9 protein-coding genes are annotated in these 15,537 nt (G+C 66.5%); 5 read left to right on the top strand and 4 right to left on the bottom strand.

What is annotated here, in order from left to right:
• Nucleotides 1-16 precede the first annotated feature (16 nt).
• The 4 genes from ACFSQR_RS08690 (at nt 17) to ACFSQR_RS08675 (ending at nt 6,677) form a co-directional block, all read left to right on the top strand.
• The gene (locus tag ACFSQR_RS08690) at nt 17-1,336 is read left to right on the top strand and encodes an MFS transporter (RefSeq protein WP_377729325.1); all 1,320 of its coding nucleotides are present in this window, start codon (nt 17-19) and stop codon (nt 1,334-1,336) included.
• An 83-nt stretch (nt 1,337-1,419) separates the two neighbouring features.
• Nucleotides 1,420-3,057, top strand: coding sequence for an alpha-D-glucose phosphate-specific phosphoglucomutase (locus ACFSQR_RS08685; protein WP_377729324.1), 1,638 nt, complete (start codon nt 1,420-1,422; stop codon nt 3,055-3,057).
• 9 nt (nt 3,058-3,066) lie between these two features.
• Entirely contained in the window at nt 3,067-4,710 is a 1,644-nt protein-coding gene (locus tag ACFSQR_RS08680; RefSeq protein ID WP_377729322.1) for an alpha-amylase family glycosyl hydrolase, read from the top strand.
• Between the two features lie 107 nt (nt 4,711-4,817).
• Nucleotides 4,818-6,677: a glucokinase gene (locus ACFSQR_RS08675; protein ID WP_377729321.1), complete on the top strand. Its 1,860-nt coding sequence runs from the start codon at nt 4,818-4,820 to the stop codon at nt 6,675-6,677.
• 41 nt (nt 6,678-6,718) lie between these two features.
• On the opposite strand, the gene ACFSQR_RS08670 is transcribed toward ACFSQR_RS08675, so the two are convergent.
• Nucleotides 6,719-9,415 (bottom strand): alpha-1,6-glucosidase domain-containing protein, encoded by a 2,697-nt coding sequence (locus ACFSQR_RS08670; RefSeq protein WP_377729320.1) that lies wholly within the window; start codon nt 9,413-9,415, stop codon nt 6,719-6,721.
• A gap of 15 nt (nt 9,416-9,430) precedes the next feature.
• The gene (locus ACFSQR_RS08665) at nt 9,431-11,023 is read right to left on the bottom strand and encodes an oligopeptide:H+ symporter (RefSeq protein WP_377729319.1); all 1,593 of its coding nucleotides are present in this window, start codon (nt 11,021-11,023) and stop codon (nt 9,431-9,433) included.
• 252 nt (nt 11,024-11,275) lie between these two features.
• On the opposite strand from ACFSQR_RS08665, the gene ACFSQR_RS08660 reads away from it, so the two are divergent.
• Nucleotides 11,276-12,892, top strand: coding sequence for an alpha-glucosidase family protein (locus tag ACFSQR_RS08660; RefSeq protein ID WP_377729318.1), 1,617 nt, complete (start codon nt 11,276-11,278; stop codon nt 12,890-12,892).
• Nucleotides 12,893-12,958: 66 nt separating this feature from the next.
• On the opposite strand, the gene ACFSQR_RS08655 is transcribed toward ACFSQR_RS08660, so the two are convergent.
• A complete protein-coding gene (locus ACFSQR_RS08655; RefSeq protein ID WP_377729317.1) occupies nt 12,959-13,414 on the bottom strand; it encodes a hypothetical protein in 456 nt (151 codons plus the stop codon).
• Nucleotides 13,415-13,448: 34 nt separating this feature from the next.
• Nucleotides 13,449-15,443 carry an alpha/beta hydrolase family protein gene (locus ACFSQR_RS08650; protein ID WP_377729315.1) on the bottom strand — a complete coding sequence of 665 codons (1,995 nt, stop codon included), beginning with the start codon at nt 15,441-15,443 and terminating at the stop codon, nt 13,449-13,451.
• Between the last annotated feature and the right edge of the window lie 94 nt (nt 15,444-15,537).

Here is a 15,537-nt window from a genome sequence, read left to right as displayed (position 1 = left end):
AAGAGTGGGGACACGGATGTACACGTCAACTAGCAAGCCACGCCTGTCGTTCTGGCAGCTGTGGAACATGAGCTTCGGCTTCTTCGGAATCCAGTTCGGCTTCGCGCTGCAAAACGCCAATACCAGCCGCATCTTCTCGACTCTCGGCGCCGATCCGGACCAGCTCGCGCTGTTCTGGCTGGCCGCTCCCGTCACCGGCCTGGTGGTGCAGCCGATCATCGGCTACATGAGCGACAACACCTGGCACCCGCGCTGGGGCCGCCGCCGTCCGTTCTTCTTCATCGGCGCCGTGCTCGCGGCGCTGTCGCTGTTCCTGATGCCGAATTCCAGCGCCCTGTGGATGGCAGTCGCCGTCCTGTGGCTGATGGACGCGGCCATCAACGTGTCGATGGAACCGTTCCGCGCCTTCGTCGGCGACAAGCTCGATTCCTCCCAGCGCACTGCTGGATTTGCGATGCAGACCTTCTTCATCGGCTGCGGCGCGGTGATCGCATCGCTGCTACCGAAGATCTTCTCGGACGGTTTCGGCGTGTCGAACGTCGCCCTCGATGGCGGCGTGCCGGACAGCGTGCGCTACGCTTTCTATGCGGGCGGCCTGGTCTACCTGGTGTCCGTGCTGTGGACCGTGTTCACGGCGGATGAAGCGCCTCCGGCGGACCTGGAGAAGTTCCGCGCAGAGCAGCGGGCCAACCGCGGCTTCGGCAAGGCGGTCAGGGAGATCCTGCAGGGCTTCATGACCATGCCCAAGACCATGGTGCAGCTGGCGTTCGTGCAGTTCTTCACCTGGATCGCGCTGTTCGCGATGTGGATCTACACCACCGGCAGCATTGCCGAGACGGCGTTCGGCACCACCGACGCGCAATCGGCTGCCTACCAGGACGCCGGCAACTGGGTCGGCGTCATGTTTGCCGTGTACAGCGGCGTGTCCGCGCTGGCCGCGTTCCTGCTGCCGGTGCTGGCGCGCGCGACCAGCCGCAAATTCGTGCACACCCTGTGCCTGCTGATCGGCGGCATGTCGCTGGCGTCGCTGTTCTTCATCCACGACAAGGACATGCTGCTGGTGCCGATGGTCGGCGTGGGCATCGCATGGGCGAGCATCCTGACCATGCCGTATGCGATCCTGGCAGGTTCGCTGCCCGCGCACCGCATGGGCTACTACATGGGGCTCTTCAACTTCTTCATCGTGATTCCGCAGATTGTCAGCGGCATCCTGCTGGGCAGCGTGACCAAGCACCTGTTCGGCGGTCACTCGGTCAATACGCTGGTGCTCGGTGGCGGCTGCATGATCGTCGCCGGCCTGCTCACGCTGGCCGTGACCGACAAGGCCGACGCCTGACACGGCGGCGACGCTGCGCCACGAAATCCGACTCTGTCGTATCGTTTCGGCACAGTCAACACGTGGCGCAGACAGGAGCACGCATGAGCATTCAGACCATCGTCACGCAGCCTTTTGCGGGACAGCGCCCCGGTACCTCCGGGTTGCGCAAGAAAGTAGCCGAGTTCAGCCGGCCAGGCTATATCGAGAATTTTGTCCAGGCTTTGTTCGACACCATCGGCGACGCCACGGGCCAGACCCTGGTCGTGGGCGGCGATGGACGCTACCTGAACCGGCATGCGGTGCAGGTGATCCTGCGCATGGCCGCCGCGCACGGTTTTGCGCGCGTGCTGGTCGGGCAGGGCGGCATCCTTTCCACTCCCGCCGTCAGCTGCGTGATCCGCAAGTACGGCGCGCTGGGCGGCATCGTCCTCTCCGCCAGCCATAACCCCGGCGGTCCCGACGGCGACTTTGGTATCAAGTACAACATCGCCAATGGCGGACCGGCTCCCGAGAAATTCACCGAGGCGATCTACGCGAACACCCAGGCGATCGCCGCGTACCGCATCGCCGACGCAGGCGAGATCGATCTGGACACCTTGGGCGCGCAGCGTATCGAATCGACCGCCATCGAAGTCATCGACCCGGTGGCCGACTACGCGGAGTTGATGGGCAGGCTGTTCGACTTCGACGCCATCCGCGCCATGTTCCAGTCGGGCTTCCGCATGCGCTTCGATGCGATGAGCGCCGTCTCCGGCCCTTACGCCAAGGCGATCCTGGAAGGTGCGCTTGGCGCCCCCGAGGGCACGGTCGTCAATGCCGTGCCGCTGGAGGACTTTGGCGGCCACCATCCCGATCCGAACCCCGTCAACGCGGCCGAACTGATCACGCTGATGGACTCCGACGACGCACCGGACTTCGGCGCGGCCTCCGACGGCGACGCGGACCGCAACCTGATCGTCGGTCGCAACATCGCGGTCACGCCTTCCGACAGCCTTGCCATCATTGCCGCCAACGCCCACCTGGTGCCCGGCTACCGCAACGGCCTGAAAGGCATCGCGCGCTCGATGCCGACGTCGTGCGCGGCCGACCGCGTGGCCAAGGCCCTCGGCATTCCGCTGTACGAAACGCCGACCGGCTGGAAGTACTTCGGCAACCTGCTCGACGCCGGCGTGGCCACGCTGTGCGGCGAGGAGAGCTACGGGACCGGCTCCGACCACATCCGCGAAAAGGACGGCGTGTGGGCGGTGCTGTTCTGGCTGAATATCCTGGCCGCGACCGGCAAGACGGTCGGCCAGGTGGTAGCCGGCCATTGGGCCGAATACGGCCGCAATTTCTATTCGCGCCACGACTACGAAGCCGTGGACGCCAAGGCGGCAGTGGAACTGATGGATCACCTGCGCAGCAAGCTGCCGGGACTGCGCGAATCGCCGGTGCCGATCTCGGGCCACGTGGTCGAACTGGCCGACGACTTCGAATACACCGACCCGGTCGACGGCGGCGTCTCGCGCAGCCAGGGCATCCGCATCGTCATGCGCGACGGCGCCCGCATCGTGTTCCGCCTCTCGGGCACGGGAACGGAAGGCGCCACGATCCGCGTCTATCACGAGCTGTACGAGCCCGACCCATCCCGCCATAACCAGCCGACGCAGGAAGCTTTGGCCGGACTGATCATCCTCGCGTACGACCTTGCCGAATTCCAGGCCAGGACCGGGCGCGACAAACCGACTGTCATCACATAAGGACCACGCATGAAATTTTCCGTGCTCGCCGCATCGCTCGCCCTCGCCGCCGCCGGCCCGGCCTTTGCCAGGCCCGCCGCCCCGTTCACCTGGGAGAACGCCACCGTCTACTTCATGCTGACGGACCGCTTCCACAACGGCGACCCGCGCAACGACCTGGCCTACGGCAGGCGCGCCGACGCAGCGGTGGCGCGCGGCTATGCCGGCGGCGACCTGGCGGGCATCACGGAAAAGATCGAGTCGGGATATTTCAAGGACCTGGGCGTCACGGCGCTGTGGATCACGCCGCCGGTCGAGCAGATCCATGGCAGCGTGGACGAGGGCACCGGTAATTCGTACGGATTCCACGGCTACTGGGCAAAGGACTTCACCGCGGTCGACGCCAACCTCGGCACCGAAGCGGATTTGCGCAAGCTGGTCGATACCGCGCACGCCCACGGCATGCGGGTGCTGCTCGACGTGGTGATGAACCACACCGGCCCCGTGACCGCGGCCGACCCGGTGTGGCCGCAGGACTGGGTGCGCACGTCGCCGAAATGCACGTTCAAGACCGCCAAAACGATCATCGAATGCACGCTGGTCGCCAACCTGCCCGACATCCTCACCGAGCGCGACGCCGCGAGCGCGCTGCCGCCTCACCTCGTCGCCAAATGGAAGAAGGAAGGCCGCTACGAACGCGAAGTGGCGGAACTCGACGACTTCTTCAAGCGGACCGGCTACCCGCGCGCGCCGCGCTACTACCTGATGAAGTGGCACGCCGACTGGGTGCGCAAGTTCGGCTTCGATGGCTTCCGCGCCGACACCGTCAAGCACACCGAAGAAGGCGTGTGGAAGGAACTCAAGGTGGTGGCGAGCGAGGCGTACGAAGACTGGAAGCGCGCCAATCCGTCCAAAAAGCTCGGCGACGACAAGTTCTACATGACGGCGGAAGTGTACGGTTACGCCATCGGTCACGCCCGCCGCTACGACAACGGCGGCAGGGTGGTCGATTACTTCGACCAGGGCTTCGACAGCATGATCAACTTCGCCATGAAGTCCGATGCGGCCAAAGACTACGAGGACCTGTTCTCGGATTACTCGGACAAGCTGCACGGTCCGCTGAAGGGCTATTCGGTGCTCAACTACGTCAGCTCGCACGACGACGGCGGGCCGTTCGACAAGCTGCGCACCAAGCCGTTCGAGACCGCCAACAAGCTGCTGCTCGCCCCGGGCGCTGCGCAGATCTACTACGGCGACGAGACCGCGCGCATCCTGCAGATCGAGGGCGCGGAGGGCGACGCGCACCTGCGCTCCTTCATGAACTGGGACGAGCTGGCAAAGAACATCGCGCGCAACGGCTACCGCATCGCCGAGGTGCGCCAGCACTGGAGCAAGCTTGGCCTGTTCCGCAAGGCGCATGTGGCGGTGGGCGCTGGCGTGCACGAGAAAATCGCGGACAAGCCGTACACCTTCAAGCGCACGTATGCCAAGGGTGGTGTCACCGACAAGGTGGTCGTCGCGATCGATGCGGCGAAGGGCGCCGCCATCGACGTCGGTGGCGTGTTCGCGAATGGCGCGCGCGTGACCGACCACTACACGGGCGCGACGGCCGTTGTCGCCGACGGCAAAGTGAGGTTCCCGGCTACCGGCCGCGTCACCCTCATCGCGGAATAAGGAGGGGGACCGTCCCCGCAGGGGGGCGTCCCCAGCCCCCCCTGAAAATTATCGCTTGGGCAAGCATATACGGTATGCTTACGCGACCCTGCCACACCTGATTTGCGATGACCAAAGAACCTGAAGCAGAACTGAAACTCTCGCGCAGCGCCTATGCCGACGGCCCGCGGCTGCTGGCCGATATCGGCGCCACGCACGCCCGCCTGGCGCTCGAGATGGCGCCCGGCGTCCTCGGCGCGGTGCGCATCCTGAAGTGCGACGACTACCCGGGAATCCTGCCGCTGCTGCGCGCCTACCTGCTCGAGCACGGCGGCCTGCGCATTTCGCACGCCGCGTTCGCGCTGGCCAATCCGATCAGCGGCGACATGATCCGCATGACCAACCGCGACTGGCAGTTCTCGACCGAGGAAGTGCGCCGCGAACTGGGGCTGAACACGCTGCTGATCGTGAACGACTTTACCGCGCTGGCGATGTCGTTGCCGGCGCTGGGTCCGAATGAACTGATGAAGGTGGGTGGCGGCGAACCGGTGCCGAACGCGGTCATCGGCGTGCTCGGGCCGGGCACCGGCCTTGGCGTATCGGGCCTGATCCCGACCGCCGACGGTTTCGTCACGCTGGGCAGCGAGGGCGGCCACGCCAGCTTCGCGCCGAGCGACGAGCGCGAATACTTCGTGCTCCAGTACGCATGGCGCCAGCACCCGCACGTCTCGTGCGAGCGGCTGGTATCCGGACCGGGCATGGAGCTGGTCTACCGCGCGCTGGCCGAACGCAACGGCGTGCAGGGCGCCGGCGAAAAGACCGCCCAGGAGATCGTCGAAGGCGCGCTGGGCGCACGCGATCCGCTGTGCCTGGAGGTGCTGGACGTGTTCTGCGCGATGCTGGGCACCGTCAGCGCCAACCTGGCGGTGACGCTGGGCGCGATCGGCGGCATCTTCATCGGCGGCGGCATCGTGCCGCGCATGGGCGAGTGGTTCACGCAGTCGGCCTTCCGCGCGCGCTTCGAAGCCAAGGGCCGTTTCTCCGACTACGTCGCGGCCATACCGACCTATGTGATCACTGCGCCCAATCCGGCCTTTACCGGTGTCGCGACGATCCTGTCCGAGCACCTGCGCGGCCGCAGCGGCGCGAACACGCTGATGGACCGCGTGGTGCAGCTGCGTCCCGAGTTGTCGCCGGCCGAGCAGCGCGTTGCGACCCTGGTGCTGGAGCATCCGCGCAAGGTGCTGGGCGAGCCGATCGCCGAGATCGCGCGCCTGGCCGACGTGAGCCAGCCGACCGTGATTCGCTTCTGCCGTTCGCTCGGCTTCCTCGGGCTGGCCGACTTCAAGCTCAAGTTCGCGAGCAGCCTGACCGGCACGATCCCCGTGCGCCACAGCCAGGTGCGCATGTCCGACAGCACGCACGACCTGTCGGCCAAGGTGATCGACAACACGGTGTCCGCGATCCTGAAATTCCGCGACCAGCTGGACGTGACCTCGATCGACCGCGCGATCGCGCTGCTGCGCAAGGCCAACCGCGTCGAGTTCTATGCAATGGGGAATTCGCGCGTGGTGGCGCTGGACGGGCAGCACAAGTTCTTCCGCTTCCGCATCCCGACCTCGATGTATGGCGACTCGCACTTGTTCAAGCTGGCGGCCGAGCTGCTCAAGCCGGGCGACGTGGTGGTGGCGATTTCGAACTCCGGGCAGTTGCCGGAGCTGCTGGCCGCCGTCGATGCGGCGCGCGCTGCGGGGGCGGATGTCATCGCGATCACCAGCAGCAAGTCCGCGCTGGCAAAAAAGGCGACGGTGTGCCTGTCGGTCGATCACACCGAGGACAGCACCACCTTCCTGTCGATGATTTCGCGCGTGCTGCAGCTGCTGCTGATCGACATCATCTCGGTCGGCATTTCGGTCGGCGCGCAGTCCGAGCTGTCCGAAGGCGAGGCCGAGTCCCGCCGCCTCCTCATCTCCCACCTCGACATCTGAGGGGAAGGGGACTGTCCCTGCACGGGACTGTCCCCTCTGCCTTATTCCACGAAGACGACTGCGGTACGCGCCGGGATGGTGAAGGTCCCGGTCGCGGCATCGTAGCGCGCTTCCCTGGCGCGCTGGTCGGCGCCGCGCGCATGCACCGGATGCAGGCGCAGGTTGCGGCCCTTCGCTTCAGCCACCGGGATGACGTGCGCCTTCTTGTCCACGTTGACGAAGTAGGCAAGGCCGCCGAAGCGCGCGCCCGGATAGCCCTTGCCGTCGATGTGCGCCGCCAGCACGGTCGGCTCCTGCGCCGTCCCCGTATTCCAGAACTTCAGGCGCTGCTCGATATCCCTGGTGTTCGCCATGCGGAACAGCGTGGTGCTGGCGCGGATCGCCAGCAGGTCGCGGAACGCATCGCGCGCGAACGAGATATCGGCAGGCGCCGGCTTGAGCGCCGGATTCGCCAGCAGCGGCTGCAGCAGCGGGTAGTCCTTGCCGTTGTCTTCCGCCGGCGGCAGTCCGGTGCCGAAGTAGTTGTCGCGATAGGTCCAGTCGATGCGGTTGAACCAGTCGCCGGAATTGAAGCTGTTGCGGTCGAGTGATTTGGAGCGCAGCGTGTCGATCCCGGCGTGGTAGTAGGCGACGCCCTGGCTGAAGGCATTGATGGCAGCGGCGAGCATCTGCACGCGCGCACGGTCGGCGGTGCTGGTGCCGACCGGCAGGCGGAACACGTTGATGTCGTACAGCGTGTGGTTATCGTGGTTCTCGACGTAGTTCACTGCTTCCGACGGCATGCTCGCGTAGCCCGCCGGCTGGCCGTTGTAGTCGATGTGCTGCAGCTGCCTGACCTCGCCGCTGTAGGTTTGCAGCGGGTAGGTGCGCTGCGAGCCCGCCAGTCCGACGCGGACCATGTCGGCGGTGCGCATCAGGTCTTCGCGGCTGCGCTGCGGCGCATGCGCATTGGCGTCGTACACCAGGCCGTTGACGTAGCCCTGGCGCGCCAGCATGTCCTTGCCGGAGTCGCCGGCCGAGCCGCCACGGACGGCGTCGCGGGTGCGGTCGCTGAAGGTGCCGATGCCGGTGCCGTTCAGGGACAGCTGCGAGGCCTGCACGAAGCGCTTGCCATCCGCGACTTCGCCAAAGTTCCAGCCTTCGCCGATCAGCTGCACGGGGTGGCCTGCGGCAGCGTTGACGCGCCGCTGCAGTTCCTCCATCGCCGCGCGCGGCTGGTGCCCCATCAGGTCGAAGCGGAACGAATCCATCTTGTAGTGCCTGGTCCACAGGACAGCCGATTCGATCATCAGCTTGCCCATCATGAGGTTCTCGGTGGCCGTGTTGTCGCAGCAGGTCGAGCGCTCGATGGCGCCGGTCGCGTTCAGGCGGTGGTAGTAGCCCGGCACGACGCGGTCGAGCACCGATTTCTCTTCCTGTCCGCCGATGAAGGTGTGGTTGTAGACGACGTCCATGCCGACCCGCAGGCCGGCCCGGTGCAGGTCCATCACCATCTTGCGCAGTTCGCGCACGCGCGCCGCGCCGTCGCCAGGCTGGGTGGCGTAGCTGCCTTCAGGCGCGTTGAAGTGGTAGGGATCGTAGCCCCAGTTGAAGCAGTCGACTTCCTTGGTCTTTTCGATCAGCGCCTGCTGGTCGGGCGAATCGGGCGCGCCGGACGGGGAGGGGACGGCGCAGCCGACTTCCGGCACGCTGCCGATGTCGAAGACCGGGAGCAAGTGAATGTCCGTCATGCCCGCCTTCGCCAGCGCGCGCAGGTGCTTCATGCCGTTCGAGTTGGTCGCGCCAAACGCCGCGTACTTGCCGCGGTGGGCGGCCGGGACGGTGGCGTCGTTGAGCGAGAAGTCGCGCACGTGCAGTTCGTAGATGACCATGTCGGTCGACGACTTCACCGTGGCCGGCGCGCGGTGCGCGTCCCAGCCCGCAGGCTTCAGTCTCGGGCTGTCCAGGTCCGCCACATAGCTGCGCCTGGAGTCGGCGGAGTGGCTGACCGAGTACGGGTCGGTCACGCGGTTGCGCACCACGCCGGCGTTCGGGACCACCACGTCGACGATGTATTTGTAATAGGCGCCGGACAGGTCGGACGGGCTGGCGGCTGTCCACACGCCGTCCGCGTCGTTGCGGGTCATCGGCACGATCGCGGCGGCCTTCGCCGAGCCGCCCGGGTAGGTGCAGAGCGAGACGCGCTGCGCCGTCGGCGCCCACAGCTTGAAGCCGGTCCCGTTGGGCGACACCGACACGCCCAGGTCCGGCACCTGCGCGGCGTCCGCGAAGCGCTGGTCGATGGCGGGCGCCATCTGCACACCCGTGGCGTCGAGCACGGTGCCGTCGGCCGTTTCGGCGACGACGACCAGCTGCCCGCGCATCAGGGCGGCGCTATCGGCGTGCCCGTCCAGCTGCAGCATCATGCCGCTGCCCAGGTAGCTGAAGCGGGGAGGTGTGATGGACGCGCGCGGCGTGGGGAGCGCAAAAACGCCCGCCGCACCCGTGACCTTGCCGCCAACCGGCGCGGAGATCGCCGCGTCAGGAGAGTGATACAGCTTGTAGAAGGCGTCGGCGCGGCCGCCGGGCCACAGGATGCTGCGCTGGTCCAGCCAGACCGCGCGCGCGTCCATGCGGGCCGGCGCGGCCTTCAGCACGGTCGCGAAGTCCGTGCTGTTGCATTCTTCGATGGTGTGGGCAAATGCCCCGTTTGCCAGTGCGGCGCTGGCGGCGAGGATGGCGATGTGACTGCGGGGCATTTGCTCTCCTGTGATTTATGCGGTGCGGTAGTAGTTGACCATCTTGTAGTGGCGGGCGTACCAGGCGAACACCACTGCGGCGAGTGCGGCGAACGCGGCGAAGAAGAACATCTGGAACGCCATGAGTCCGAATCCGCTCGACTCGATCCACGCGATGACGGAAGGGTTCTTCACGCTGGCGTTCACGATGATCACCCACAGGTTGCCGATGGTGACGGCGAGGTACCAGAGCGCCATGATCACGCCCTTCATCGACGCCGGTGCCTGCGAATACGCGAACTCCAGGCCGGTGGCCGACACCAGCACTTCGCCGGCGGTCAGAAGCGCGTAGGGAAGGATCTGCCATGCGATCGAGGTCGGCGTGCCGGCGTCCATCGAGACCTGGATCATGCCGATCGCCACCCACGCCAGCGCGGACAGGGCGATGCCGGCGCCCATGCGGCGCAGCGCGGTCGGCTCGATGCCGAGGCTGCGGAAGATCGGGAACACCACCATGTTATTAAACGGGATCAGCAGCATCACCAGCAGCGGGTTGAGCGCCTGCATCTGGGCCGGCAGCACCTCGAAGGTGGCGCCGAATACCGAGACCGCGGTTTCCATCTCGTTTGCCTGCACGATCCAGGTCGATGCCTTCTGGTCGAACAGGGACCAGAACGGCGTGACCAGCGCGAACACGATCAGGATGCGCAGCACCGCGCGCACGCCATCGACCGCGTCGTCAGGGTGGAAGCCGCGGGCGCGCTCCAGCTGCATCGACACGCCGATGCCGCCGAAGGCCAGCAGCAGCACGACCGCCAGGCAGGCCGCGATCACGAAGCCCCACGAGCCGGTCATGGCCAGCGAACCGATGGCGCCCAGGACGCCGACCATGGCCACCGTCAGGCCGGGACGCGACTGGCCGGCCGCGGCAGTGGTCAGCGCGGTGCGCGCAACGCGCATGAACGAATGCGGGTTGGGCGGCGCAGGCGGCACGTGCACGTACTTCTTGCGGCCCATCCAGAATGCCAGCGTCGCCACGCCCATCAGGATGCCGGGGATGCCGAATGCGACCGAGGGGCCGTACTCGCGCAGGAACAGCGGCATCAGCAGGGAGGCGAAGAAGGAGCCGAAGTTGATGATCCAGTAGAACGCGTCGAATACCGCCTTGGCGCGGTTCTTGTTGGTCTGGTCGAACTGGTCGCCCATGAAGGACGCGACAAGCGGTTTGATGCCGCCTGACCCGAGCGCGATCAATCCGAGGCCGGCGTAGAATCCGGTGACGTTGTCGTCGAACGCGGCGAGCATGGCGTGGCCGGCGCAGTACACGAGGCTGAGCCAGAACACGGTATTGTATTTGCCGAAGAAGCGGTCGGCCAGCCAGCCGCCCAGCAGCGGGAAGAAGTACACCCCGATCACGAAGGTATGGAACACGTGCTTGGCCTCGCCTGTGCGGTCGGCTTCCGGCAGGTACATCAGCAGCGTGGTGATCAGGAAGGGCGTCAGGATGTTGCGCATCCCGTAGAAGCTGAAGCGCTCGGCGCCCTCGTTGACGATGATGTACGGGATCTGGCGCGGCAGCGGGCCGTTGCCGTCGGCCTGCGCTACCTGGGCGGTTTGTGCTTGTGACATGGGTGTCCCCTCGAATAGATCCCGCGATCCTAAGGCACAGGCTGCCTACTGGCAACCCGGCAATTGTTTCGCCTTTATTGCACCGCCATGGAGGGCTGTAGTTTGACTACTAGTTAACTCCGGCGATCTTGCGGGATCTTTGCCTAACTCCTTGTATTCACTGGTTTTTGCGCCTATTGTGCACCATCTTCGTCGATTGTCGAAAACCTGGCGCTCCTGTATATTATCTACACATATCAACCGGACAGTACCATGAACTCCCAACAAAATCCATGGTGGCGCGAAGCCGTCATCTACCAGGTTTACCCGCGCAGCTACCTCGATACGAACGGCGATGGCGTCGGCGACCTGCCGGGCATCACGCGCAAGCTCGACTACATCGCATCGCTGGGCGTGGACATCGTGTGGATCTCGCCGTTCTTCAAGTCGCCGATGAAGGATTTCGGCTACGACGTGTCGGACTACTGCGATGTCGATCCGCTGTTCGGCACCCTGGCCGACTTCGACGCGCTGATCGCGAAGGCGCATTCGCTGGGCCTGAAGATCATGATCGACCAGGTGCCGTCGCACTCGTCCGACCAGCACGAATGGTTCGTCGAGAGCCGCAAGAGCCGCGACAACCCGAAGGCCGACTGGTACGTGTGGGCCGACCCGCTCCCGGACGGTAACCCGCCCAACAACTGGCTGTCCGTGTTCGGCGGATCGTCGTGGCAGTTCGACGCGCGCCGCAAGCAGTACTACCTGCACAACTTCCTCACCAGCCAGCCGGACATGAACTTCCACAATCCGGAAGTGCAGCAGGCGCACCTGGATGCGATGCGCTTCTGGCTCGAACGCGGCGTCGACGGCGTGCGCATGGATGCGTGCAATTTCCACTTCCACGACCGCCAGCTGCGCAGCAATCCCGCCGCCACCAAGCGCGATACCGCGACCGTGACGGACGTGAACCCGTACGGCATGCAGCAGCACATCTACGACAAGACGCAGCCCGAGAACATCGAGTACCTCAAGCGCATCCGCTCGCTGCTGGACGAGTACGGCGCGATCGCGATCGGCGAGGTGGGCGCGGACGATTCGCTGGCCGTGATGGCCGACTACACCGCGGGCGGCGACAAGCTGCACATCGCCTACAGCTTCAACCTGCTCACGCCCGTGTTCACTGCCGCCTACATCCGCAAGCAGGTGGAAGAATTCGAAGCGCGCGTGAAGGGCGGCTGGGCTTCCTGGTCAGTCGGCAACCACGATGCGATCCGCGTGATGACGCGCTGGGGCGGCGACAATCCGCCGGTCGCGCTGGGCAAGCTGGCGCTGGCGATGCAGCTTTCGCTCAAGGGCACCCCATGCCTGTACCAGGGCGACGAGCTGGCGCTGACCGAAGCGGACGTGCCGTACGAACTGCTGCAGGACCCGTACGGGATCACGTTCTGGCCGGAGTTCAAGGGCCGCGATGGCTGCCGCACGCCGATGCCGTGGACCGACGAGCAGCCGAATGCCGGTTTCACGACCGGCAAGCCGTGGCTGCCGGTGGCCGAGCCGCACCGCGTCGCGGCGGTGTCGGTGCAGGAACCGCTCGAAGACTCTCCGCTCAACTTCGCGCGCCGCGTAATCGCGTGGCGCAAGGGCGTGCCGCAGCTGACGCGCGGGGATATCTCCTTCTTCGACGCGCCGGAGCCGGTGCTGGCGCTGCGCCGCACGCTCGAGGGCGAGCCGGCGGTACTGGCGGCCTTCAACCTGTCGAACCGTGAAGTGAGCTTCGATTGGGCGGAGACTGCAGGCGCCGCCGCGATGCAGGGTCACGGCCTGCCGGGCAGCGCGTCTGCCGGGCGCGTGACGCTGCCGCCTTACGGCGCCTGGTTCGGCAAGCTGTAAACGGGCTGGCAGCGCACAGTAAAAACTCGGGCGACGGTCCCCTGCGGGATCAGTCCCCTGAGTCCATCACCTGGCGTTCGCTGCGCGCCATTCCTCGAGCGAGATGAGGTCGCCGCTGAGCGCGTCCTCGACCAGGATGCGCGAGCCGTCCTGCGTCACATAGAAGCCCTGCAGCCGGCGCGCCTGCTCGGGGTCGTTCTCCATGAAGCTGTAGGCGTGGTAGGTGATGCCGTCGACGGTCTTCGGCTCGGCATCGCCGCCGATGACGGCGCCGCGCACGCGGCCGCCCGAACGCTGCTCGATTTCAGCAGCCCACGACTTGATCTCGGGCAGGGCAAGCACGGCGTTCACCGCGCGCTGGTCGACTGCGGCGCCGGCCGCGGGCGGCGTGGTGTCTTCCGCCGTCCGCTTGGTTGCGAGGACGCCGAATACGACCGCCGCGCCGAGCACCACCGCTGCGATCGCATTATGTTTTCCCCATTTCTTCATGCCGGCCCATCCCTTGAATGTTGGTCGGATCATACTAAACCAAAGACCGGTGCCGGGCAACACAGCCTCAGCGCAGCGCGCCGTTGTGCCGCATGGCGCTGCTGGCCAGGTAGGCCGCCAGTTCCGCCGATGGCGCGGCCGGCGCGTCGGCGCCGAGGTAGCGGTGCAGCAGCGACTCCAGCAGGTAGGCGTAGGCCTGGCGCACCACCGGCTTGCGCGGGATGTGGCCTTCGTCCGGGTCGAGCAGGTAGCTGACCGCCTTACCTTCGGCCTGCAGCCTGGCGACGTAGGCGTTCACGTCCGCGACCGGCACCAACGGGTCCTTGCCGCCGGCGATGATCAGCAGGGGACGGGCCAGGCGGGCCGGATTGGCGGCGGGCGACGATGCGGCGATGGCGGCCATCGCGCGTTCGTCGTTGAGGTCGAGGCCCACGTTGACGAGGCGCTGCGCTTCTTTCGGCATCATGCCTGCCACCGTCCTGAGGACGGACGAGAACTCCGGCGGCGGCGACAGCGCCATCCCGAACTGGAACATGTCCGGGTTGTGGGTCAGCGCGAGCAGGGTCGAATAGCCGCCGAACGAGTCGCCCATGATGCCGAGGCGGCGGCTGTCTCCGATCCCGTTGGCGAGCAGGTATTGCACGCCTTCGATGATGTCGGCCTGCACGCGGCCGTTGCCGAAATCTGACTTCGGCGCGCTCATGTAGCGCTCGCCGTGTCCTGTCGAGGAACGGAAGTTCGGCTGGAACACGGCGACGCCGCGGTTGGCGATGGTCTGCGTGAGCGTGTGGAAGCCGTAGTCGAAGCGGCCCCACGGTCCGCCATGCACCATCGTCAGCAGCGGCAGCGAGGACGCAGGCTTGCCGGCGGGGATGGTGACGTAGCCGTACACGGTGGCGCCATCGGAGGCGCGGTAGGACAGCGGGAAGGTGCGCGCCAGCCGTTCGGGCGCCAGCGGTTTGCCGGCGGCGCGTTCCTCGGCCAGGATTTCGGTGAACCCGCGCCTGGCGGTGTCGTACAGCCAGTAGCGCGCGTGCGGCTGGCGTGGCCCGCTTTCCTCGACCAGCCAGGTCTTGCCGAGCGAAGGCTGTACGGTGACGTTGTTCTCGGTGAAGCGCGCCGCGATATCGGCGGCGGCGCGCACGCCCTGCGCGGTCAGGCCCTTTATGTGGCGCGTCGGGGCAGCGTACACGGCCAGCACCGGCTCGCGCGTGGAGGGCATCTCGACCACGCTGCGGATGTCGCCGATATTCCCGGTCTCGTCGACGAGCGTGCGGCGCTTGCCGGTGGCGGTATCGACTTCGATCAGCGTGAGGCGGTCGTCGCCATCCAGCATGCGCAGCAGCTTGCCGTCCGCCAATGCGCCCGCGATGGCGCAGTCCTCCTGCTTTGGCGAGCAGCGCGCGACTTCGGCCCATTCGCCGGCGCGGCGCTGCGAGATCACGCGCGCGCCCTTGTCGTCGGTGAAGCGGATGAAGCTCGCCTTCGCGTCGGCGCCCACCACCAACTGGTCGATCTTGCGGCCCTGGTACAGCACTTCGCGCGCGCCGCCCGGCCCGACACGCACTACGCGGTAGTCCTTGCTGTCGCTGTCGTTCTCTTCCACCAGCGCGTGGTGCGGGCGGCTCTGGTCGATGGCCACGAAACCCTGGCGCAGCTTGCGCTCGAACTTCGCCGCCTCCACCGTCGCGCCATCCTTGAGCGAAACCGAGGTGAGCGATGCGCCGGTATCGACGAACAGTACCTCGCCGTCGCGCGCCCAGTTGACCTCCGCCACGGCGCCTTGCAGCGCGAGCAGCTGGCGGCGCTGGCCGGTGGCGTGGTCGAGCAGCTTGATGTTGAGCGTGGCGCCGTCCTGTTCCACGAATGCGGTCAGGTGTCCTTGCGGGGCGATGCGCACGTGGCGCAGGCGGGCCCTGGCGCTAAGGTCCGCGGGACTCAGCATGGTCGCGGCGGGAAGGGCGGCGTTGGCGGCTGCCTGTCGCGCCAGCGCCGGTTCGGCCAGCGCGCCGGCCGGGACGAGGGCACAGGCGAGCAGGGTTAGGATGATCGTGGTACGCATGGGTGTTCTCCTTTGGAGCTGCTTTTGTACGGACGTGCGTTGCCAGTACGCGCGCGGCGTAGGCGTATGGGTCCCAGCCAAGTGCCCCTTTGGC

The organism is Pseudoduganella sp. GCM10020061 (genome assembly GCF_042683405.1).
In the GTDB taxonomy this organism is placed as follows: Bacteria; Pseudomonadota; Gammaproteobacteria; order Burkholderiales; family Burkholderiaceae_D; genus Telluria.
The sequence above is the reverse complement of the archived record's forward strand: the minus strand, read 5'-3'. Positions and strand labels throughout refer to the sequence as shown.

Coding starts and splice junctions, on each gene's coding strand:
- ACFSQR_RS08690 (WP_377729325.1), top strand. CDS start 17: ATGTACACGTCAACTAGCAAGCCACGCCTGTCGTTCTGGCAGCTGTGG.
- ACFSQR_RS08685 (WP_377729324.1), top strand. CDS start 1,420: ATGAGCATTCAGACCATCGTCACGCAGCCTTTTGCGGGACAGCGCCCC.
- ACFSQR_RS08680 (WP_377729322.1), top strand. CDS start 3,067: ATGAAATTTTCCGTGCTCGCCGCATCGCTCGCCCTCGCCGCCGCCGGC.
- ACFSQR_RS08675 (WP_377729321.1), top strand. CDS start 4,818: ATGACCAAAGAACCTGAAGCAGAACTGAAACTCTCGCGCAGCGCCTAT.
- ACFSQR_RS08670 (WP_377729320.1), bottom strand. CDS start 9,415: ATGCCCCGCAGTCACATCGCCATCCTCGCCGCCAGCGCCGCACTGGCA.
- ACFSQR_RS08665 (WP_377729319.1), bottom strand. CDS start 11,023: ATGTCACAAGCACAAACCGCCCAGGTAGCGCAGGCCGACGGCAACGGC.
- ACFSQR_RS08660 (WP_377729318.1), top strand. CDS start 11,276: ATGAACTCCCAACAAAATCCATGGTGGCGCGAAGCCGTCATCTACCAG.
- ACFSQR_RS08655 (WP_377729317.1), bottom strand. CDS start 13,414: ATGATCCGACCAACATTCAAGGGATGGGCCGGCATGAAGAAATGGGGA.
- ACFSQR_RS08650 (WP_377729315.1), bottom strand. CDS start 15,443: ATGCGTACCACGATCATCCTAACCCTGCTCGCCTGTGCCCTCGTCCCG.